This is a genomic window from Maridesulfovibrio ferrireducens (genome assembly GCF_900101105.1).
GTDB lineage: Bacteria > Desulfobacterota > Desulfovibrionia > Desulfovibrionales > Desulfovibrionaceae > Maridesulfovibrio > Maridesulfovibrio ferrireducens.
The window spans coordinates 17,806-37,489 of record NZ_FNGA01000006.1 but is presented as its reverse complement, the minus strand read 5'-3'; the positions used below and the strand labels follow the sequence as shown (position 1 = coordinate 37,489).

The window sequence follows — 19,684 nt, the reverse complement described above, 5'->3', positions numbered from 1 at the left end:
CTTTCAGTGTTAAATCATGGATGTAGTGTGTAGTACATGTTTGATTGACTAATCGTTTATTCGTGTTGTAAAAGAGCTGAGTTTATTCTCAGGGCGGGGTGCAATTCCCCACCGGCGGTGTTCTTTAATCTTTTAAAGAAAGCCCGCGAGCGCCTTTTTCATTGTGAGGAAGGGTCAGCAGATCTGGTGTGACTCCAGAGCCGACGGTTATAGTCCGGATGGAAGAGGATACGACAGTAGAAAACCCGTCATAACTTAATTTTGTTTATGGCGTGGCTGTCTTCTATCTATAGACAGCTGTCAGTTCTTGCGCCCTGATTCTGGTACCTTATTACGGAGACTTACCATGAATCAGAATTTGTTATCTCAATTCGGAAATCCCATTGAAAGAGTAGAAAAAGGACTTCTGGCCTTGAAAGAGGGCAGAGGTGTGCTTGTCACAGACAGTGAGGACCGGGAAAATGAGGGCGATCTTATTTTTTCGGCTGAGCGGTTGACTAACAGTCAAATGGCTATGCTCATTCGACAATGCAGCGGCATTGTCTGTCTGTGTCTGACTGAAGAAAAAATCAGTCAACTTGGACTTCCAATGATGGTTGCTGAAAATACCTGTGTAAATCAAACGGGATTCACTGTTACTATTGAAGCCGCGGAAGGCGTTACTACCGGAGTTTCGGCTGCGGATCGTGTAACGACGATTAAGACCGCAATCGCTGATGGTGCAAAGCCGGGTGATCTTCACAGGCCCGGGCATGTTTTCCCGTTGCGTGCAAAAGCCGGCGGTGTTCTCGAAAGACAAGGGCATACTGAAGCAACGGTAGACATGATGGCTCTTGCAGGTCTTAAGCCCTATGGAGTTCTTTGCGAAGTCACTAATTCTGACGGAACAATGTCCAGACTACCGGAAATCGTTGAACTGGGTAAAAAGTATGATATTCCGGTACTGACCGTAGATGATATTATTCAATACCGTATTCAGCTCTCGCAAAAGGCTTCATAGTATAAAGCATTCCTTTCCGGAATAGACCTTATCCCTTGATTCAATCTCGGCACCTGAATCAACACCGACACTTGATATATAAAAGCCTGCCGGAAATCCGGCAGGCTTTCTTAATTTAAATCCTACTCATATACATTACAGATGCAGCATAGAAATGTTGCAGATTCTGTTTCGCTCATATTTCTCATGCCGTGAGGCTCCATACTTTCCGCATAAACCCAGTCTCCGGGACCGCAAATTTTACTTTCGGCTACTTCATCGGTTTCAGGATCATAACTGAAACACTCAAACGATCCTTTTTCAATATACACGGTCTGCAAATAAAAATGATTATGTGCGGGAATTTCTCCGCCCGGTTCAACTGTAAAATGCCTCAGTCCATACTCAGGCTGTCCGTTTGCATCTTCACCCGATTTGGAAAGCCAGCGGATGGTAACCCCGTTTACTTCGCAAATTTCGCCTTTGTAAGGGATTTGCGCAACTTTAATGCCTTCAACATCTTTTACGTTCATAGCTTTCATTATGGATCTCCAGTATATTTAATTGTTACTGTGTTTATTAATTAAGTAAGCCAGATTAATTGTTATGGTTGTAAGAATCAAGAACCTAAAATCAGTAAGTGTGCTGATCCAATTGTCGTAATAGTTGAATTTGAGCTGCAAATTTGTAATTTACGGTTCGCACTTATTCTTCCTTTCAATTTTGTCTAGCTGATTTAGTGATTAATGTAGTATGCTATGAATCGCTAAAAACAAGGCGGATATTATATTTTAACATGATTTCAATTGATATTGGAATCACGCAATAAGGGAGAATTAGAAGTGGAGTCAAAATTAGCAAATCCGGCACCTTTGGGTCTTATGGGCTTTGGTATGACAACTGTCTTGCTTAATATTCATAATGCGGGTTTTTTCCCCATCAGCTCTATGATTCTTGCTATGGGGATTTGTTACGGTGGAATTGCTCAGGTTATAGCCGGTATTATGGAATTCAAGAAAGGCAATACCTTCGGCACCACTGCTTTTATCTCTTATGGTTTTTTCTGGTTGAGTCTGGTGGTTCTTATTATCTTGCCTAAAATTGGATGGGCTGAAGCAACTCCGCACGCCTTTATGGCCTGGTATCTGATTCTGTGGGGTATTTTTACCTTGTTTATGTATGTTGGTACACTCAAGAGTAATAAGGTTTTGCAGTTTGTTTTTCTGTCACTTACCGTATTGTTCTTCTTACTTGCAGCCCGTGACCTTACAGGCAACGCTGCCATCGGAACTTTTGCAGGTTACGAAGGTATACTCTGCGGTGCTTCGGCTATCTATCTTGCTATGGCTGAAGTTTTGAATGAAGTTCATGGGCGAACAATATTGCCTATCGGTTAATATTCGGTTTTAAATGACTTGTTAAAGGGTTCATCCGGTGAAAGGTAATTCTTATATCGGATGAGCCTTTGTTTTAATGAAATCAGTCTCTTTTGTGAATTAGCTATAAAAATGATACTTTTTGTTGATATCACTTGACAATTTAAGATCAAGTTAATAGACATTCCCTTCGTCCTTGAGACGAATTCTTTTACAGAGAGGCCAGACGGCGGGTGCGCTGTGAATCCCGTCAGGTCCGAAAGGAAGCAGCGGTAACGGTTTATCCCGGGTGTCTGGTCTCGCTGGAAGAAAGGCGTGTTCGTAATGAACACGCCTTTTTTTATTTTAAAAGTAGAATTTTATTTCATCCCATCAAAACAATTGTCCGGCAGAATCTTTTTCATCATCAAAATATTATATATTCCTGTTTAAAAAAAGGTTGCTTTAATTATTCAATGTAAGTGACACTCTCATTTATTATAATCATAAATATCATCACAGAATGAGGGTGGAAATGAGTGCATCTATTACAAGAGAAAGCCGATGGAAGATTGTTGTCGGAGCCGTGCTTGTTCAACTTGCTTTAGGTGGAGTGTACGCTTGGTCGGTTTTTACTCCTGTGCTGCATATGGGAGGCTGGAGCAAAACGCATACACAGCTGGTTTTTACTGCCGCAATCGTGAGTATTGCTGTAGCAATGCTCTTTAGCGGAACTTTAATAAGAAGGTGGGGGCCGCGTCCGCTTATTCTTTTTGGCGGCTCAACTTTAAGTGCCGGCTACCTCATTGCCGGTCTCAGCGGCACCACTTCATTTCTACCAGTTTTTTTGCTTATTGGAATTCTTGCCGGATTTGGTATTGGTTTAGGGTATATGGTACCTCTTGTTGTAGCTATGCGCTGGTTTCCTGATCGCAAGGGGCTGATTACCGGTGTTGTTGTCGCTGGGTTCGGTTTCGGCGTTATGGGGTGGGTTAAGCTTGCTGATTCATGGGGGCATCTGCTTGAGAATATAGGTCTATCCAACACTTTTGTGGTTTATGGTATTATCATTCTGTTGCTTGTTATGATTGGCGGCCGATATATGGTTTTTCCTGAGGTTGAAGCTGGCATTAAATCTCTTAATGCTACAAATTGCCTCACGCGTAGGGAGATGCTTAGAACTCCTGAATTTTATATTATTTTTGCTGCTTACGCGTCTTTAGCTGCTTCGGGGTTAATGGCTGTAGGGCTTATGAAGCTCTATCCTATGGAGTTATTAATGAATTCCGGGGTGGAGCGTGCTTCTGCCAGTGTCATTACCGGAACCGCGATGGGTGTTTTTTTCAGCCTTGCAAACGGACTGGGCAGGATTTCGTGGGGAGCTGCAAGTGACAAGCTCGGCAGAAAAAGATCTGTTATGCTGATGGCTGCGACACAGGGATGCTGGTTTTTGCTGTTTCCGTCGCTTGCGGGAAGTGAATTTACTTTGTATCTCGGTGCAACCCTGATAGGTTTTAACTTCGGAGGAAATTTTGCTCTCTTCCCGACGTTAACCGCAGACCTTTTTGGTGCGGATTCGGTTGGTGATAACTATCCGGTTGTAAATCTGGCCTTCGGGTTGGGCGGGATCATAGGGCCCACACTGGGCGGAGTTATGGGCGATCTGGGTGACTTTACTATGGCGTTTACTATTTGTGGATTTATGTGTTTCGCAGGTTCTTTTATCACTTTATTTTTGAAAAGTTCTGTACACCGATTTGCAGCAGAGCAGGACTATCAAATTGAACCTGTTAGCAATTCAAGTCGCAGTTAAATTTTATATTAGGTATACTTAATGAAAGTCGGAAAAAAATTAGTATTTGTATTCAAGATATTTTTAGTTTGTGCTGTTTCGGCAGGGTTGGCGTGGTCTTTTAATTCGTTACGACCTGTTCCACCAATAACTATGCAGCAGGCAGAAATTATTGAAATCGATGGAGCCGAAACTCTTAAATTTTTTGATTCCAATGAAGCTGTCTTTGTCGATGCCCGAAGCGATACGGATTTCGCGATGGGGCATATTCCGGGAGCGGTCAACGTACCTTCGTGGGCTATCGGAATTGAGCTGGATGGTTTGATAACAAGTATTCCCAAGGATAAAATGATAGTTGTATATTGCGATGGTCTTTCATGCGGGAAAAGCAATATAGTTGCTCGCAAGTTGAGGGATAAAGGATTTAGTAATCTGGCAGTTTACCCTGATGGACTTGACGGCTGGCTCAGTCTCGGTAGAGATTTGGAGGGCAATTAGATGTCTATTAAATCCTTACCGCGTATAATTTTAGGGCTGGTTTTTATTGTCGCATGTGTAGGGAAAATTGCCGATCCGGCTGCTTTTGGCGAGATCGTTAAGAATTATCAGATATTGCCGGATGTATTGGTCATGCCTGTAGCTTATTTTTTGCCGTGGCTGGAATTTGTGTGCGGAGCGTTGCTTGTGTGCGGGGTGCTGACTGAGACTGCAACTGCACTCATTACAGCAATGCTTGTATTGTTTATAGCGGTGCTTTCTGCCAATCTTTACAGGGGTATCGATGTAGCTTGCGGCTGTTTTTCTACTGACGGAAGTTTTAAATCTGACATGGTAATGACCATTGTCAGGGACGTGGTGCTGCTTGTTTTCGCTTTTCTGTCATTCCGGTTTAGAAAGGATTAAGTTTAAAATATTAATCATGAAAGTGTTTTTTCTTGACAGTGAACGTTGCTGATGTATACCTGTCGTTCGTTAAGGGCAATTAGCTCAGTTGGATAGAGTGTCAGCCTCCGGAGCTGAAGGTCGCAGGTTCGAATCTTGCATTGCCCACCATATAATAGATTTTTTGAGTCCCATACGGACCGTAAAGCCCCTGAATTTCAGGGGCTTTTTGTTTTTCTTGTCCTTTGTCGTTCAATGCAATCCTATTCTGTCCACGTTGATATGTGGGTAAAAATGTGGGTAATATAAAAACAGCTGCCCGCGTTTACCCACATTACCCACAAGAGGAGACAAGTAGATGGCATTGACGATTAAAAAGATTGAGGCTGCCAAAGCTAAAGACAAAAATTACCGGATTTCAGACGGGAATGGACTAAGCTTATTGATCCTTCCCAGTGGGACCAAAACCTTTGTTTATCGGTACAGGCGTCCTGTCACCAGAAAAGAGAACAACATCACATATGGTCAGTTTCCTGAGTTGTCATTGGCAGATGCTAGATGTCTTCATGCCCATGCAAAAGCTCTTCTGACAAAGGGAGTTGATCCGGGGGAAGATAGGAAAATTAAAAAGAGCGAAGAATCGGAAGACAATTCATTTAAAAATGTAGCCAGCGAATGGTTGAATAAAAACAGCACTGAGTGGACTCCTAAAACCCATAGTACCAATCAAGGGCGGCTTGAAAATCACGTTTTCCCCTTTATTGGACAAATGCCTATTGCAGAGATTACTCCGAAAACAATTCTTGCCATTCTGCAACGCATTGAAGCCAAAGGTATACATGAAACAGCCCACCGTGTTTCTGCACTATGTTCACAAGTGTTTAGATACGCTATTTTTGTAGGTAAGGTGGAAAATGATCCTGCACATGTCGTAAAGAACGCTCTTCCGCCTATTTCTAAGACTCGTAAACATCGGGCCGCTCTCACTGACCCCAAAGAAGTCGGGAAGCTTTTACGTGCCATTGAAGACTATACAGGACATTACATTGTTAAGCAGGCGTTACGGGTGGGGCTATATACTTTTACCCGTTCTATTGAAATACGTGGCATGGAGTGGGATGAAGTTGATTTGGACCGTCGGGAATGGCGTGTGCCTAGTAAACGAATGAAGATGCGTAAACCGCATATTGTTCCTCTTTCATCTCAGGTTCTATCCATTTTAAATGAAGTGAAAGAGCTTGGCTTACCTTCAATATATGTTTTTCCTAGCGTAGTGAATAATTCAAATATGCTTTCTGAAAATACTTTGAATACGGCTTTACGGCGTTTGGGGTACACTAAAGAGCAGCTATGTTACCACGGCTTCCGTGGAACATGCACGACTTTGCTTTATGAAACCGGATGGCCTACAGACATGGTCGAACGTCAGTTGGCTCATGTTCAGACAAACCAAGTCCGCGCAGCTTACGACCATGCCCAGTATATTGAGGAACGCACTCGGATGATGCAGAGCTTTGCGGACTATATTGATAGTCTGCGCGATGGCGGTAGTGTGATCCCATTTAAGAAAAGAGCTTAACACGGCCTATTGACCAGTGTTACCTAAGAGGTTACATTATGATTAAAGGATTTACCCACAAGGGCCTTGAAGCTTTTTTCAAAACCGGAACAACAAAGGGAATTCAAGCCAAACACGCACCCAAATTGGGACGCATGCTTGATAGGTTGGATTCTGCTTCGGATGTTCAGGATATGAACGCACCGGGCTTTGGCCTTCACCCTTTGAAGGGAAATCTTGTGAATCATTATTCAGTAAAGGTTTCCGGAAATTGGCGGCTGACTTTCAAATTTGAAAACGGCAACGCCTACGTAGTGAACTATCACGATTACCATTAAGCAGGGGGAACTATGCATACCACAACCCGTAAGCCGACACACCCCGGCGAAATTATAAAGTATGATTACATGGAACCGCTGAGTTTGACTGTAACGGCTCTTGCTGCTCATCTTGGGGTTAGCCGCAAGCACCTGTCTCAAGTACTCCATGAAAAAACCAGTATAAGCCCTGTAATGGCCTTACGATTGTCTCGGGCTTTCAACACCACTCCTGATCTTTGGCTCAACCTTCAGCGCAAGCGTGATCTGTGGGAAGCTGAACAGAACCCGTCGGTCTTTTTGGACGTGACCACGTTGCCGGGGATTTCGGAGCTGGGTAAGTAATTGGGTGATTTTTGTCTTTCCTATCTGTCTTCCTGACTCGTGGATGATTCAGCTCTACTTGCGCACATGATTACCATACTCAAGTTTTCAGGTTCAGCCGGAAGCTTGAGTATTTTCTTTTCTGATGGAGTGACACGTGTGTTCATGAACTCGGTGTGTTTCTCTTCATTATTCTTTATGGAGTCAAAACCTCGCAGAGGAAACCGTGCTTGCACGACTCTTAATCTTGTGTGGGATCGAAGGGAGAGAATCTCCTTCGCCAGTCCCAAATGTGCAACATTGGGTAAACTGGCTTGGACATCTACAGATTATTACTTCACACGATTCACCGACTAATTTGGTGTTGCAAAATGCTCTTTCAGGTTTAACTCCATGAAGAAATGTTAGAGCACTTTTATCAATATGAGTTCCTACCCTAAATGTGGTGTCACAAGTGTCACATCCGTCATTCCTGTTGTAGGTTGCTGATTTTATAAATGTTTTTATCGGTGACACTTAGTGACGGACTAAAAATTGGTGTCACCTTATGTGTCACTCTGTTATCATTCTGAAATTATTTACTTTTAATTGTGTTAGTGACACTTGTGACGGGTATGACACCTTTTTATCTAGAAAACGCATCCGACTTGATATGAAAGGAAAAAGCACCATCAAAATTTAGATCTTTAAGCTTATTAATTGGGTGGCAATGGTTATAATATATTTGGATAATTTTTGCTGCAATTTCATCTTTATTCATTTTCCCATTAATTAATCACTCTGTATAAGAGCCTTACTTCTAATAGTGAAGTACTGATAGTCCATAGAAGTTGCCATCGCTTTAAAACCAGTTGAACCAACTATTGCAATCAAATCATTTAGGCATTCTTCTTCATTTGTTCTTTTTTCTGAAAGTCTCCAGATAAGTGAACTTAATCTATACACTCGTAGTAATTCTTTGATTTTATTTTCATATTTTAAAATTTCCCATAAAGCATTGTGACAAGTGTTAAAGAGACCTGTTGTTCTTTGAGAAAACTGAAGCGAATAGCCAAAGCGAACTATCTGCTTGTCTCTATTGTCTATTTTTTCTAAACAGTTGTTTTTAGTCATATGCTTTACTTTCTGAGCTGCGGCTCTAATCGTATTGTATGTATCTCCTTTCGAATCGATTACACAATCATAGTATTGAATTTTTTTATCGATATTATCTTCTTCTGCTGCAAGAGTTAGTGCTACGTTGTTTGCCGTAATAATCTGGCCTTTATTTCTAGATTTTTTTTCTATATCAACAAGATCATTTTTTTTATCATTCATTTCAGCGATTATGCTTTCAGCTTGATTGTATGAAGAATCCCCTTTTGAACTCAGTTCCTTGACCTTGTTAGAGGCAATTACAGCGTTATCAGTATCTCCTTCAGTATCGTATGCATAAGCAATGTTTAGGTGTGCTGAAACTAAATCGTCTTTGTCTTTTATTAAATTTATTTTTATTGAATACTCAAGATATTCTATTGCTGATTGTCTTCTACTCAGCATCCGAAGAGCCTTACCGTGTGTTACGCAAAGACTTCCAATGTATTGATTTTCAAAACCTTCAACCATCGTGAGTATTTCTTTAGTTGCAAGAACAGCATCTCTATATCTGTTAGAATTACATATTTTTGAGCAGTATGTGGATGCTATTCTAAGGGCAGAATCTATGTCTCTCTTATCATTATTGTCCGTTGCTTTTCTTAAGACGTGTTTAATTAATGAATGTTCGTTTCCTGGACCAGTTGATGTAACTCCACGCCCACTTAAAATTTTATTTTTGGCCATTTTTAGTTTGCCTTGTCGCCAATCTGAGCCGAAAAGTATGTTCGTAATTTTTTTAACGATATCTTCCTTCTCTTTGTTAGACATTTTTAAAATAACATATTCTCTAATATGTCTGGAAACTTTTAATATCTTTTCTTGCGTGGTGATAACAGCTAGCCATGAACCTGCTTGTAATTTAAGCGATATTGGAGAGGAAGTAGTATTAATTAATGCAAGATCTTGCAGCTTAACAGCATAGTCAGGATAAAACGGCGCTCTTTGAAAAGTATACCGAATAGTTTTTAGACTTTCGCCTGAAGGAAGGAACGACAGAACTTTGAGTAATTTATAGCACCGCTGTGATACGGAATCACTGGAGTTTTCAAGCTTTGAGATAGCGTATTTTAAAGATTTTGGTATAGGCTCACCAGTGTCGGCAGTTAAGCCATCAAACTCATGTTCATCACTATATATTTCATTGAGAGAGACTACTCTTAGTTTTCTAATGATATTGTCTATAAGTATCGGAATGTTTCCAGACTTATCTGAAATAGCATCGAGATACTCTTCTGTCAGCATCTCTTGGGTTATATTAGGATTGCTTGATATATACTCTTTTACATCATAAATGTTTAGAGGAAAGATTTCGACAGAGTCTCGGATAAATACAGGGGAGGTGTATCGCGACGCACATATATATTGTGAGTTTGAATGTACATCTTTTAAAATGTCTATTTTTTTAAATAATTCCTCTCCATAGTTTGAAATTAATTCTGTACTAATGTTATCAAGAATAAACGTAACAGGGCTTTCTGGAGGTAGGTTTGCAATAAACTCCTCTAGATTTAAACCAAGCCTTTCTTTAGAACTATTATGGACTTCGTCTATTGCCAACACTTCATCAAGGTCGATGCGATAGACAGCTCTTTGCTTTTTTTGTATTTCATTTTTTAATAATGCACCTAAGAAGCCTTCTTTTCCCATTCCCCAGTCGCACTTGATCCATAAAAAATTTGTTTGTTTCAAAAGTTGACTTGCTTTTTTTAGCTCAGAAATTCTTATTTTCGCATGTCGTACATCGAAGGACGGTGTGTCATTTCCGATTTTATCAAGAGTTTCCTTGCTAAACTCATCTGTAATTGGAGTATCAACTATTGTATCATAGGTATCAGGCTCAGGGTCACTTGTACTTTTTTGCTCTTCAGCTTTATTAAAATTGAAGATTCTGGTTAAAGTATTTTCTTCATCTAAGTCATATTCGTGATTTGGAGTAAGCTTGTATCGGCCATCATGAAGCTTGAGTGCATTTCGTGGTTTTACACGTTCAACCATACTATCTTTGTCGATGTTAAGATTATAAAAAGAGTACCCATGCACCCTCCTTTTCCCAGAGGCAGTATCCTCCAACCCAAATAAAGAAACCCCTTGCCTCATACGTCTTTCTTCAGAACCTCCTTCTGAAAAAGAAATATCTGCAGGGTCATGCATATGACCATAAAAATGAGCATAAAACAGTGAAGGAACGTATATTTCACTTCTATATTCTTCTTTCGAAGATTGGGTGTACCAATCTGGGCCATGATGTGTTGTCAACATAGATATAGTGTTTTTATCACACCAACCATGTGGGTTTGAATCTGTAACATAACTTAATTGTTTTTTACTAAGTGCTGTGCCATCAGTCTGTTTCAAATCAGCAAAATGCAAAAAAGAACTGTTCAGACCAGCAATGCCTATTTGAATTCCGTTAGCTGTAAATGAAGAAGAAAAATCTCCTGGAAGATAACCCTTCTTGAACAACTCAGGTTTCGGCAGTTTTATATTGTCATACCAAGACTGGTAGTTTGCAAAAGAACTCTTAATAAACTGGTAATACTCTGAAGCTTCGTCCCATAGTTCTTTTTGAACATCAGGTTGATCCTCCCACATTTTAAGCATACGTGCAGCCGCTGACGGACGATCTTGTCTTACAAGATCGTGGTTTCCTGGTACGCAAAAGAAAAGTGGAGTAGATCCGAGCTTGTCGAATTTGTCCCATAATTCGTATAAAAAATCAGAAGCCGCTTTGAACTGATCTGTTTGCCCTGAAAAGGTGACATCACCTGAAAATAATACGAAATCTATTTTTCCAGAAAGATCGTAAACCTGTTCAATGTCGCGATAAAGGTCAGCTTTTATAAATGACCATGACCCTTCATTTTTAGGACACCCAATATGTAAATCAGAAAAGTGTAACCAGCTTATGTTTTTCATATTTCCTCCAACTTGTGTGTTATAGCAGTTATCTTTTGAGTTCAAGTTGTTAGGCCTATTTTATATGCGATGTTTCAGAATTTTTGAGGACTAATTTAATAATTTACCGTATGGAAGAATTCAGACTACTTGTGGGTAAAAAAGTGGGTAAAAAAAAGTTAACTTTTTTATTCTGATTTTATTTCAGCTAGTTAACTAGGAATTTCGACTCTTGCATTGCCCACCATATTTTAAAAGCCCATCCTGTGTAAACAGGGTGGGCTTTTGTTGTTTGCTGATCAAAGTTAGTTTTAATATATAGTCCACTGCATTCGTATATTCACCCAACACCTGAAGCGGAGGCAAAAGCGGTAAAGCCTTCCGGGAAGGCCAGAACTAAGGGCCGAGTGTAGGCTTTAGCTTTCCGGTTTTCGTGATGTGCGCTTCCCTTTACTCGCTTTTTTTGGGTTCATCCGGCCCGAGCGTACTTTTCGCAAAAAAAGGTCTTGTGGCGAAATTGCAAGTGTCTTTTCTGTCCGATTGCGGTTTATTCGAATAATTGCGGTATTTCCTAAAGATTTTCAGAACATGTGCCGATAATAATTACAAGAATAAAAAAGAGATCCAAGGAGGATTGCATGGAAATCAGTGGAATCAGTCAACCGATGGTACTGCCCAAGCAGCAAGCAGCTGAGCAGAAGGTGACGGAGCAGCAGCAAAGCGGTGCAGAATCGAACGCGAACGATATTAAGAACATCAAAAAAGCAAAGATGGAGCGGCAGGTCATGGCTGATCCTTCCCTTGCGGGCAAGCTTGTAGCAACTAAAGCTGCTCCCACTTACAACACAAATGGGTCTGTTATCCAAGCCACGTCTAACTCTCTGGGTGAAGTATAGTCGGCAACGTTTCTTTCATACGATAAGATAGGCCCTCTGTACCATGTGCAGGGGGCCTTTTGGGTTCTTTCTTAAATTGTTTTTATAGATCAGCAGGGTATATTTGAATAACGTCTTAAGCGGCAGAAAATGCGGGATAAGGGTAATGCGAGTTTAGGTCTACTCTGACGGAATATTGCTTTGTAAAGTGGCTGCAAATTCGTCCTCAATTCCTTTCCATGTTATAATGTCCAGCAGTCCAACGTAGCTTTGGAAAGAAGGGTGGAAGTTTTTCTCTTCATCATCGCGGTAAACATGAATATTAAAAAAAAAGTCTTTTGAAATTGGAGTTCTATCGATTCTAAATCTGGAAATATGGCCCGAACTTATTAGAGCATTAAATGCCTCAATGAGCTTTTTTCGGAAAGCTGTAACAACTTCGCCTGTTATTGGGTCACTCTCATCTATCTGTCTCACCATAGCACCGACAAGTAAAGATTCCTTATTCTGAAACTCAATAATGTCTCTGGAAGAGAATTGACGAGAAAGGTCGCCTGCTTTTAGTTTAAAAGGAAATTCTTCGTTGTCTGAAGGAGTTATCTCGTAGTGCGCAATGGTCTTGTTGGATTTTTCTTTTTCCAGAAAGACAGTGAGGTTTCTTTTAAATTCTTCGATTTTATCTGCTAGTTTTTTAGCCATTGTTATCATTCTCCTTCGCCCGTTTGTGGATATAGTATTCTAGAAAAGTTTCTTCGATGTCTTTTAGTTTTATCTTGCGACCATCATCTGTATAAAAAAATGTGTCAACCTCCCTGTACTCTCGTTGAACCTTTACGTAGGTCTCACTCGCTTAAAAATAGGGTACCCTTTTTTTTAACCAAGTGGCGATGTAGGACGAGTACGGTTTAAGGAGCACGCTTAGAAAGCGTGGTTTCGTATTATTTTAGGGAGGGGCGGATGCAGAGTACTTAATTAAATTTTTACTTGCTGGAATTTAAAACTCGATTTTGTTTTCAGTGAGAATTTTTTTACCGCGTTGTGAATTGATAACAGCATTCAGAGCATGAATTACTGTACCATCAAATTTTTTATCTGCCATGCTTTGCAGAACTTCAACGGCTTCTTGAGCTGTTTTAGCCTTTCTGTATGAGCGGTGCTGTACCAATGCACTGAAGGTGTTTGTTACCCCCAGAATTCTTGCGAGGAGTGAAACTTCTGTTCCCTTGAGTCCGTTTGGATATCCTGAACCGTCGATATTTTCCTGCATCTGCCAAAGAGTTTGTGTGATGGGAAGAGAAAATTCGATTCCTTCTAATATCTTACAAGTGTGCTCAATATATCTTTGTGTTTCAAGAAGTTCTTCCGGAGTAAGCTTACCCGTTTTCTGCATAATTTCTTTGGGAATAAAGCTTTTTCCGACCTGAGATAATATAGCTGATGCTTCAACAGTTGCACAGTCTGCATTGCTTAAAAGCAGGGTTTCGGCAATTTCTACGGATAAGAGACGCATGAGAGCGGTGTGACCGTCGAGGAAAGGTACGCTTTCTACCGCCCGGACCAAGGCATCAATAATCTGCTGGCGCATTTCAACATTTTGTGTGTTGATGACTTTTTCTTCTGATATATCTCTAAATATTCTTAGTATTGAGTCGTTTTCAACTTTTTGTTTATACGGTATTCCAGATACTTGAAGATGTGTTTGTTCAGACCCTCTATCTAAGGTCATTTCTTGAGTATAGATATTTTCTGACATATTAGTCATTTGGCCGATATGCGTTAATGTTTTTGTCTCAGAGTTAAGGAAAGTTCTTTGGTCTGTTGAGCCTAGTGCATTGTTAAAATTAGTTCCGGTTAAATCGGCAAAAGCTTTGTTCACGAAGACATATGATTCTGTTGTGTTGTCTTTTAAACAGAGTGGAATCGGCAAAGTTTTGCAAATTTTTTCCAGCATGTCTTTACGCATTTTTGTCGGGATAAGCTCTGAATTGAGTTCCTGACTTCGGTTAAGATATTTTTTGCGCGAGAATAGTAAGCTGATGGTCAGGAGAAGGAAAGCTATAGCTGCAAAAGCAATCATCGCTATTGTTTCAGCAAGTTCCTTGTTCTTATTTAATTGAGCGTAAATTTGATCTGCATCGGTTTCCACCATAACCCACCAATGAATTGTCGGGATGCTTATAGCAGAGGAATAGACTTGTTTTGCTTTATATAAATCTGAGCGTACTCCAAATTGTATTCCAGAAACACCCTTTAAAGAGACCCCTACAGATTGCAATTTGAGGTTGTCCGGGTAGCTGAAAGAAACTTCCTGAAATTTATTTTCGTCTTCTTGAATAATATGAATCGTACTTCCATAGTTCAGTCTTTGATCGGTGGCTAAAAAGCTGCGAAGAATTTCAGTCATGGGAACGGTCAGTACAAGTACCTTTATGGGAGCAACAGAATCCGAAAGCGCTTTGGCGGGAAAGATAGGAAGGAAAAGTTCTGAGACCAACTGACCATATGACGGGCGTAGTCTGGAAAAAATAGGAACGCGGTTTTTTAATACGTGCTGGATTGACTTCTGATATGAAATTTCTGAACCTTCGAGCCTTCCTTCAGTCGTTGCAAATAATTTGCCGTCCAAATTAAAAAGATGTCCGGCTGTAAAACCGGATACTTTGATAAAGTTATCAAAATCTTCTTGAGCTTTTTGAACTTTTTCTTCTTTTGTACTGGCTAAACCTTCAAGGGAAAGTCTGAAAATTCTGGCTTTAGCAAGATTTCTTCCCTGAACAACAAATTTAACCAGTTGTGAAGAGAGTGATTCAGTTTCACTATTAAGCACTACCGATTGGTATTTTTCTAAGTCATTGATTAAAATATTTTCTTGTTTTTCCAAAAAGATTGAAACGAAGTAAATTGTTCCGGCTGCAATGAAAAGCAGAGCAAACAGGAGGGCAACTTTTTTTCTGTTAAAAAGTTTTTTAATCTTATTCAATACATTTAATATTTTATTTGCCATTAGAAGTACCTAATTTTTCGTAAATTAACTATCGCGTATTGTGTTCGGAAAGAGCGCCACGCATCCCGCGGGTGATGGGCGAGAGGAGATATTCCAGCACGCTTTCTTCCCCGGAAAGAATATTGACCTCAACAATCATTCCGGGCAAAAAATTCTTTGTCTTGTTTATGTCATCTCCAACAGTGTCAAATATCACACGGTAATACCATGCTCTAGTCAGGTCATCGAAATATGTTTTTGCAGAGATATTAACAATTTTTGCATGAAGCATAGTGTCATTTGAAAATTCATATGACGAAGGTCTTATTTTTGCCAGCATTCCGTTCCAAATTTTAGTACGGTCGCTAGGCTGTATTTTCCCTTCAATGCGAATGGTTGCGGCAGAAGGAACAATTTCAGCAAGGGCCTCACCGGATCTAACAATTCCGCCGATGGTATTTGCGCTGAGTTTGTAAATGGTTCCTTCAATAGGAGATCTTATTATACTTCGTATTATTTGTTCATTAGCCGCATTAAGTTCTTCTGTTACAGTCTGAATCTCAGAGCTGACGGTGCTCATTTCTTCGCGGATATCACGATAAAAATTAAGCTGTTCACCTTTTATTCGTTGTTTAAGCTCCGTAATTTCCAAAGAATATTCTTCACGTTTGCTGAAAATTTCAGCTATACTTGTAGTGATTTTAGCAAGCTCTGCTTTTCGCTGTAAAAGAAGCTGTCTTGAGCCGATCCCTTTTTTTACCATTGGTTCCAACATGTCATATTGCTGTTTCAAAACGGATTCTTCATCAAGCATGTTCTCCATGTGATTTTCACTGGCAGCGATGGCGGCTTGAGTCTGTTGTATTTGTGTTTTTAATATGTTGATTTTTTCGTCTAAAGAATCCTGTCTGTAGCGTGCGAATTGTAATTCTCCAAGTTCTTCGGAATCCATTGAATCCTTTTGAAGGTCGGCAGTTGTATTGCCTATTTCTGCTGAAAGGCGACCCAGCTTAGCTTTTAAAAGTTTAAGCTTAATCAAAGATTTATTTCTTTCTTTGGTAATGTTTAAGTTGGCGATAGTAAGCAGCTTTTGCCCCTTTTTAACCTTGTCACCTTCCCGAACAAATACATTTTCAACGATTCCACCTTCAAAATGACCTACAATCTTATCCGTCAGGTTGGTTTCAACGACTCCCTGTGCGCGAACCGTTTTTTCAATTTGGTTAAAATTAGCCCAAACCAAAAAAGAAATCACAAATATAAGAATAAGAATGAGGACAACAAGGTTGCCCATACTTCTTTCAAGAGACCAAAAAAGGTTATATTTCCATGAATTACGTTTCATATCTATTGGTTGGATAATTTAGAAATTATGCGTGCTCTGGTGTCATCCGCGACAATTTTTCCCTGATCAATCACTAAGATTCTGTCCACAATTTGTAAAATATGCGGTCTGTGTGTCACTATAAAAAGTGTTTTATCGGCCATGGTGTTTTTCATGCGTTGAATGAAAATCTTTTCCTGTGTGGAATCCATCGAACTGGTCGGTTCATCCAGCAACATTAAGGGAGGATTGCCAATGAGAGCCCTGGCTATTGCTACAGCTTGCCGCTGTCCTCTGGATAGGTTTTTACCGCCTTCAAGTATTTGCATTTTTAGCCCGAGTGGATGTTTTGATACAAATTTTTCAATGCCGGAAATAGCCAGCGCATTCTGTAAAGTCTCTTGGGTAACAGTGCGGGCCCCCATCAAAAGATTAAATTCTAATGTTCCATAAAAAAGAACCGGAGATTGCGGAACAACTCCCATATGCTCGCGTACTTTTTCGATATTTAAATAAGCCATGTTGTGGTCATCCAGAAGGATTACTCCCTCTGTAGGAGTGGCAAGTCCGGCAATCAATTTCAAAAGAGTTGTTTTTCCGCTTCCCATAGGCCCGATGATACCTATTTTCTCGCCCGCTTTTGTTTTAAATGAAACATTTTCTAAAACAAACGGAGATTCTGGAAAGTAGCGAAACGAGACACCGTCAAAGCTTATAGCACCATGAACTTGTTGAACTTTATATTGTTTTACTTCAGTGGTTTCTTTTTCGAGGCTGAGTAATTCTTTTAAATCTTTGTAGGATCTTCTGGCGAAAAGGTAGGATGTTATCAAGTTTGACATGCTGGCAGATGCAGCAATACAGCGGCCTGAAAGTACCATCGTGGCAAGAAGAGCTCCGCTTGTCATTGATCCGTCGCTAATCAGAAAAAAGGCAACTATCAGTAATCCCGCAGAGTTAAGTTGACCCAAAAAGCCTGTAGTCATGGAACATCGAGCTTGAGCAATGCGGTATTTGGAACTCATTTCACCTGATTTTTCTACTTCGGTAGTCCAGCGTGAAATAAAGAGGCGGGCCGCATTTGTGGTCTTAATTGATTCGATGCCTTGAAACACTTCATTCAAGAAGGAGCTTTTACGCGATTGCAGTTTGCTTTGTGCCGAGACATTATTGTCAATGAAGAAACCGTAAACAATAGAAACAAGAAGAACCAGAAAGGATATTAATGCTGGTACGATAAAAAGCATTCCGCTGTTCAGATAGATAACGAAAAGGAAAAAGAATAAGAAGAAAAAGTCAATAGATCCAACAACAAGCTGAGTTGTGAAAAGAGATTTTATGCGAGAAAATTCTTGAACAGAGTGAGTAAGGTGGCCTGATGATGATGGAAGCTTAGCATGAACGGTGTCGAGTATCTGGGCCAATAAGTATGGCTCTGCTTCCCGTTCAACCCGTAAGGCCGCTTTTTCCACTAATGATGTGCGGATATTTTTCAAGATGTAATCAAAAAATAAAACGAAAATTGCGCCTGTTATAAGAACCCGCAAAGAGTTTTCTGCGAGGTTGGGGAGAATTCGGTCATAAAAAATTCCCATTAATAACGGGACAACCAAAGTAAAACAATGAATAAGAACTGTTGCCAGAATTACTTGAGAATACAAAGGCCACATTTTCACGACCTGTCCGATAAACCAAGATAGGCTCAGGAATGAAACTCTGTCCGTTTCGAATATTATATCGAAAGAGCAAGTCCAATCGTTAAAATGGCATAAGTCTTCTTTATTATTTCTAATTGTTTCATTTTTACCACTCCATATTGAAAGTTGTTTACCTATTTTTTTTTCAATTACGGCAAAACTTCCATCGGGGTATTGAACAATCGCAGGGATATCTTCTTTGGTCAGTTTTGGAGGAAGTGGAGTGAATGTGGTGTCAAGTCCCATGTTTTCTGCTTGCAATCGCAGATACTCATTGAGTGAAGAAGTGTTTCCCATCTGTAGGGACTGTTCCGTTGCCACTATACCGAATTTGTCTGCAACTTTCTTCAAACATGAAGCAATGGTCGTTCCGAGTTCTTCTATTTCTTCTTCTTCATCATTCTCGAAAATTCCGAGATCTTCATCCTCTTCCGCGCTATCACTGTCATTTTTTATTTTCGTACTCACAAGGGAACAGTTGGTTGCTTCTTTAGAAGTAGCAACACCGACTGAACCGGAGTTAACAGTTATACAATCCTCGTTTTGAGTTTGTTCAGAAGAGCTGTTTTGATCATTTGAAGAAGTCAATAATACTGTCCTTTAAATAAAAACATAATGAGATTGGAGCTTAACATATTGTATTAGGTTATCGCGCTTTAATTACAGGTAATTTTTATTTTTTACCTAAATTAATAACCACCTGATTAGTTCCGGGGACTCCATCACCTAATGCTCTGAATGTGATTTTAGCTTTCGGGATTTTTCCGTCCTGATTAACAACCTTTATCAGCCCGTAGAGTCTTTTATATGAGACTGAGTTAGACATGCTGGAAGAAACACCATTGTGGTTGAGAGTTGCAGTTAACTGTAATCCTTTTTGCATAATGGCTGCTTTGTTTTTCGCAATCCATGACAGTAATTCTGTTCTGGTTGAATCTTCAAGAGTACTTGTGAGCTGGTTGTATAGGATAATAATACGGTTTTTACTATCTATACCTTTTACCAGTTTCGTCACGAATGGTGTGTTCTGAGGCGTTTCTTCTGCGTCTATTTCGCGTTCTATTCCTCCGCTGGAGGATTCGAGTACTGCAATTCTAGCTAAGGCTTGTTGCAGTTTCTTTTCTGTTACCGGATCATTTACAACCTGTCTTACCTTTTTTGCGGCAGCTTCAGCTTTGACAAGGCGTGCTTGAAGAACTGCTTTTTCCTGCTCAATTTGTTCAATAGTAACTTCCGGTTGAGCCGGGGTGGGCATGAGGTCTTCTTTTTTCAATACAACAGCCTCATTCAATGTATCTTGCAGGGCTGTCATAGCTGAAGAACTTTCAGGAGATGCAAGATCTTGAGAGGCGGCGACCATTGTCTCAACCTGTTCTGTTGAGGCCGAAGCATTCGGGGTGACTTCTTTTAACGCAACAATATACGACAAAGTCCCGACGACTAAGACCATGAGCAAGGTAAAGAATACCATCATCATTAAAACTGTTGATAGAGCATCAACAAATCCAGGCCACGGAGGCCCGTTATCAGCGGACATATAATTTCATTCCCTTTTTGTTATTAACG

General features: G+C 40.2%; 17 protein-coding genes, 1 tRNA gene, 1 other RNA gene and 1 riboswitch. Of the genes, 11 read left to right on the top strand and 8 right to left on the bottom strand.

Going from position 1 to position 19,684, the window contains the following annotated elements:
* Window positions 1-80 precede the first annotated feature (80 nt).
* A riboswitch (FMN riboswitch) is annotated at window positions 81-234 on the top strand.
* A 112-nt stretch (window positions 235-346) separates the two neighbouring features.
* Window positions 347-1,000 (top strand): 3,4-dihydroxy-2-butanone-4-phosphate synthase, encoded by a 654-nt coding sequence (gene ribB / locus BLT41_RS16155; protein WP_092163042.1) that lies wholly within the window; start codon window positions 347-349, stop codon window positions 998-1,000.
* A gap of 122 nt (window positions 1,001-1,122) precedes the next feature.
* On the opposite strand, the gene BLT41_RS16150 is transcribed toward ribB, so the two are convergent.
* Entirely contained in the window at window positions 1,123-1,521 is a 399-nt protein-coding gene (locus BLT41_RS16150) for a cupin domain-containing protein (protein WP_092163040.1), read from the bottom strand.
* A 300-nt stretch (window positions 1,522-1,821) separates the two neighbouring features.
* Between BLT41_RS16150 and satP the strand changes: the two genes are divergently transcribed.
* The 9 genes from satP (at window position 1,822) to BLT41_RS16105 (ending at window position 7,228) form a co-directional block, all read left to right on the top strand.
* Window positions 1,822-2,376 (top strand): acetate uptake transporter, encoded by a 555-nt coding sequence (satP, locus tag BLT41_RS16145; protein WP_092163031.1) that lies wholly within the window; start codon window positions 1,822-1,824, stop codon window positions 2,374-2,376.
* Window positions 2,377-2,568: 192 nt separating this feature from the next.
* Window positions 2,569-2,666: signal recognition particle sRNA small type (gene ffs / locus BLT41_RS16140), an RNA gene on the top strand.
* 203 nt (window positions 2,667-2,869) lie between these two features.
* Complete coding sequence (locus BLT41_RS16135; RefSeq protein ID WP_092163030.1) at window positions 2,870-4,147, top strand: OFA family MFS transporter; 1,278 nt, start codon at window positions 2,870-2,872, stop codon at window positions 4,145-4,147.
* Between the two features lie 21 nt (window positions 4,148-4,168).
* Window positions 4,169-4,624, top strand: a complete 456-nt coding sequence (locus BLT41_RS16130) for a rhodanese-like domain-containing protein (RefSeq protein ID WP_092163029.1) — start codon at window positions 4,169-4,171, stop codon at window positions 4,622-4,624.
* Window positions 4,625-5,029: a MauE/DoxX family redox-associated membrane protein gene (locus tag BLT41_RS16125; RefSeq protein ID WP_092163028.1), complete on the top strand. Its 405-nt coding sequence runs from the start codon at window positions 4,625-4,627 to the stop codon at window positions 5,027-5,029.
* Window positions 5,030-5,102: 73 nt separating this feature from the next.
* Window positions 5,103-5,179 (top strand) — tRNA-Arg (locus BLT41_RS16120).
* Window positions 5,180-5,366: 187 nt separating this feature from the next.
* Window positions 5,367-6,587, top strand: a complete 1,221-nt coding sequence (locus tag BLT41_RS16115; protein WP_092163027.1) for a tyrosine-type recombinase/integrase — start codon at window positions 5,367-5,369, stop codon at window positions 6,585-6,587.
* A gap of 38 nt (window positions 6,588-6,625) precedes the next feature.
* On the top strand, window positions 6,626-6,904 hold the full coding sequence (locus BLT41_RS16110) for a type II toxin-antitoxin system RelE/ParE family toxin (RefSeq protein ID WP_092163026.1): 279 nt from the start codon (window positions 6,626-6,628) through the stop codon (window positions 6,902-6,904).
* Window positions 6,905-6,916: 12 nt separating this feature from the next.
* Window positions 6,917-7,228 (top strand): HigA family addiction module antitoxin, encoded by a 312-nt coding sequence (locus BLT41_RS16105; RefSeq protein WP_092163025.1) that lies wholly within the window; start codon window positions 6,917-6,919, stop codon window positions 7,226-7,228.
* Between the two features lie 20 nt (window positions 7,229-7,248).
* Here the strand turns inward: BLT41_RS16105 and BLT41_RS17340 are convergent, their stop codons facing one another.
* Window positions 7,249-7,443 (bottom strand): hypothetical protein, encoded by a 195-nt coding sequence (locus BLT41_RS17340; RefSeq protein WP_139167364.1) that lies wholly within the window; start codon window positions 7,441-7,443, stop codon window positions 7,249-7,251.
* A gap of 535 nt (window positions 7,444-7,978) precedes the next feature.
* Window positions 7,979-11,260 (bottom strand): metallophosphoesterase, encoded by a 3,282-nt coding sequence (locus BLT41_RS16100; RefSeq protein ID WP_092163024.1) that lies wholly within the window; start codon window positions 11,258-11,260, stop codon window positions 7,979-7,981.
* A 617-nt stretch (window positions 11,261-11,877) separates the two neighbouring features.
* Between BLT41_RS16100 and BLT41_RS17720 the strand changes: the two genes are divergently transcribed.
* Window positions 11,878-12,135: a hypothetical protein gene (locus BLT41_RS17720; protein ID WP_092163023.1), complete on the top strand. Its 258-nt coding sequence runs from the start codon at window positions 11,878-11,880 to the stop codon at window positions 12,133-12,135.
* Window positions 12,136-12,294: 159 nt separating this feature from the next.
* Here BLT41_RS17720 and BLT41_RS16090 read toward each other — a convergent pair whose 3' ends face one another.
* The 5 genes from BLT41_RS16090 to BLT41_RS16070 form a co-directional block, all read right to left on the bottom strand.
* Window positions 12,295-12,813 carry a hypothetical protein gene (locus BLT41_RS16090; RefSeq protein WP_092163012.1) on the bottom strand — a complete coding sequence of 173 codons (519 nt, stop codon included), beginning with the start codon at window positions 12,811-12,813 and terminating at the stop codon, window positions 12,295-12,297.
* 295 nt (window positions 12,814-13,108) lie between these two features.
* Window positions 13,109-15,118: an HD domain-containing phosphohydrolase gene (locus BLT41_RS16085; RefSeq protein ID WP_092163011.1), complete on the bottom strand. Its 2,010-nt coding sequence runs from the start codon at window positions 15,116-15,118 to the stop codon at window positions 13,109-13,111.
* A gap of 28 nt (window positions 15,119-15,146) precedes the next feature.
* On the bottom strand, window positions 15,147-16,442 hold the full coding sequence (locus BLT41_RS16080; RefSeq protein WP_092163010.1) for an HlyD family type I secretion periplasmic adaptor subunit: 1,296 nt from the start codon (window positions 16,440-16,442) through the stop codon (window positions 15,147-15,149).
* 2 nt (window positions 16,443-16,444) lie between these two features.
* Window positions 16,445-18,706: an ATP-binding cassette domain-containing protein gene (locus tag BLT41_RS16075; RefSeq protein WP_092163009.1), complete on the bottom strand. Its 2,262-nt coding sequence runs from the start codon at window positions 18,704-18,706 to the stop codon at window positions 16,445-16,447.
* Between the two features lie 85 nt (window positions 18,707-18,791).
* The gene (locus BLT41_RS16070; RefSeq protein ID WP_092163008.1) at window positions 18,792-19,655 is read right to left on the bottom strand and encodes a hypothetical protein; all 864 of its coding nucleotides are present in this window, start codon (window positions 19,653-19,655) and stop codon (window positions 18,792-18,794) included.
* Between the last annotated feature and the right edge of the window lie 29 nt (window positions 19,656-19,684).

What these genes read in the sequence shown, in the direction of transcription:
- BLT41_RS16105 (WP_092163025.1), top strand. Translation starts at nt 6,917, where the DNA reads ATGCATACCACAACCCGTAAGCCGACACACCCCGGCGAAATTATAAAG.
- BLT41_RS16135 (WP_092163030.1), top strand. Translation starts at nt 2,870, where the DNA reads ATGAGTGCATCTATTACAAGAGAAAGCCGATGGAAGATTGTTGTCGGA.
- BLT41_RS16085 (WP_092163011.1), bottom strand. Translation starts at nt 15,118, where the DNA reads ATGGCAAATAAAATATTAAATGTATTGAATAAGATTAAAAAACTTTTT.
- BLT41_RS16070 (WP_092163008.1), bottom strand. Translation starts at nt 19,655, where the DNA reads ATGTCCGCTGATAACGGGCCTCCGTGGCCTGGATTTGTTGATGCTCTA.
- BLT41_RS16090 (WP_092163012.1), bottom strand. Translation starts at nt 12,813, where the DNA reads ATGGCTAAAAAACTAGCAGATAAAATCGAAGAATTTAAAAGAAACCTC.
- BLT41_RS16130 (WP_092163029.1), top strand. Translation starts at nt 4,169, where the DNA reads ATGAAAGTCGGAAAAAAATTAGTATTTGTATTCAAGATATTTTTAGTT.
- BLT41_RS17720 (WP_092163023.1), top strand. Translation starts at nt 11,878, where the DNA reads ATGGAAATCAGTGGAATCAGTCAACCGATGGTACTGCCCAAGCAGCAA.
- BLT41_RS16080 (WP_092163010.1), bottom strand. Translation starts at nt 16,442, where the DNA reads ATGAAACGTAATTCATGGAAATATAACCTTTTTTGGTCTCTTGAAAGA.
- BLT41_RS16100 (WP_092163024.1), bottom strand. Translation starts at nt 11,260, where the DNA reads ATGAAAAACATAAGCTGGTTACACTTTTCTGATTTACATATTGGGTGT.
- BLT41_RS16110 (WP_092163026.1), top strand. Translation starts at nt 6,626, where the DNA reads ATGATTAAAGGATTTACCCACAAGGGCCTTGAAGCTTTTTTCAAAACC.
- BLT41_RS16115 (WP_092163027.1), top strand. Translation starts at nt 5,367, where the DNA reads ATGGCATTGACGATTAAAAAGATTGAGGCTGCCAAAGCTAAAGACAAA.
- ribB (WP_092163042.1), top strand. Translation starts at nt 347, where the DNA reads ATGAATCAGAATTTGTTATCTCAATTCGGAAATCCCATTGAAAGAGTA.
- BLT41_RS16150 (WP_092163040.1), bottom strand. Translation starts at nt 1,521, where the DNA reads ATGAAAGCTATGAACGTAAAAGATGTTGAAGGCATTAAAGTTGCGCAA.
- BLT41_RS16125 (WP_092163028.1), top strand. Translation starts at nt 4,625, where the DNA reads ATGTCTATTAAATCCTTACCGCGTATAATTTTAGGGCTGGTTTTTATT.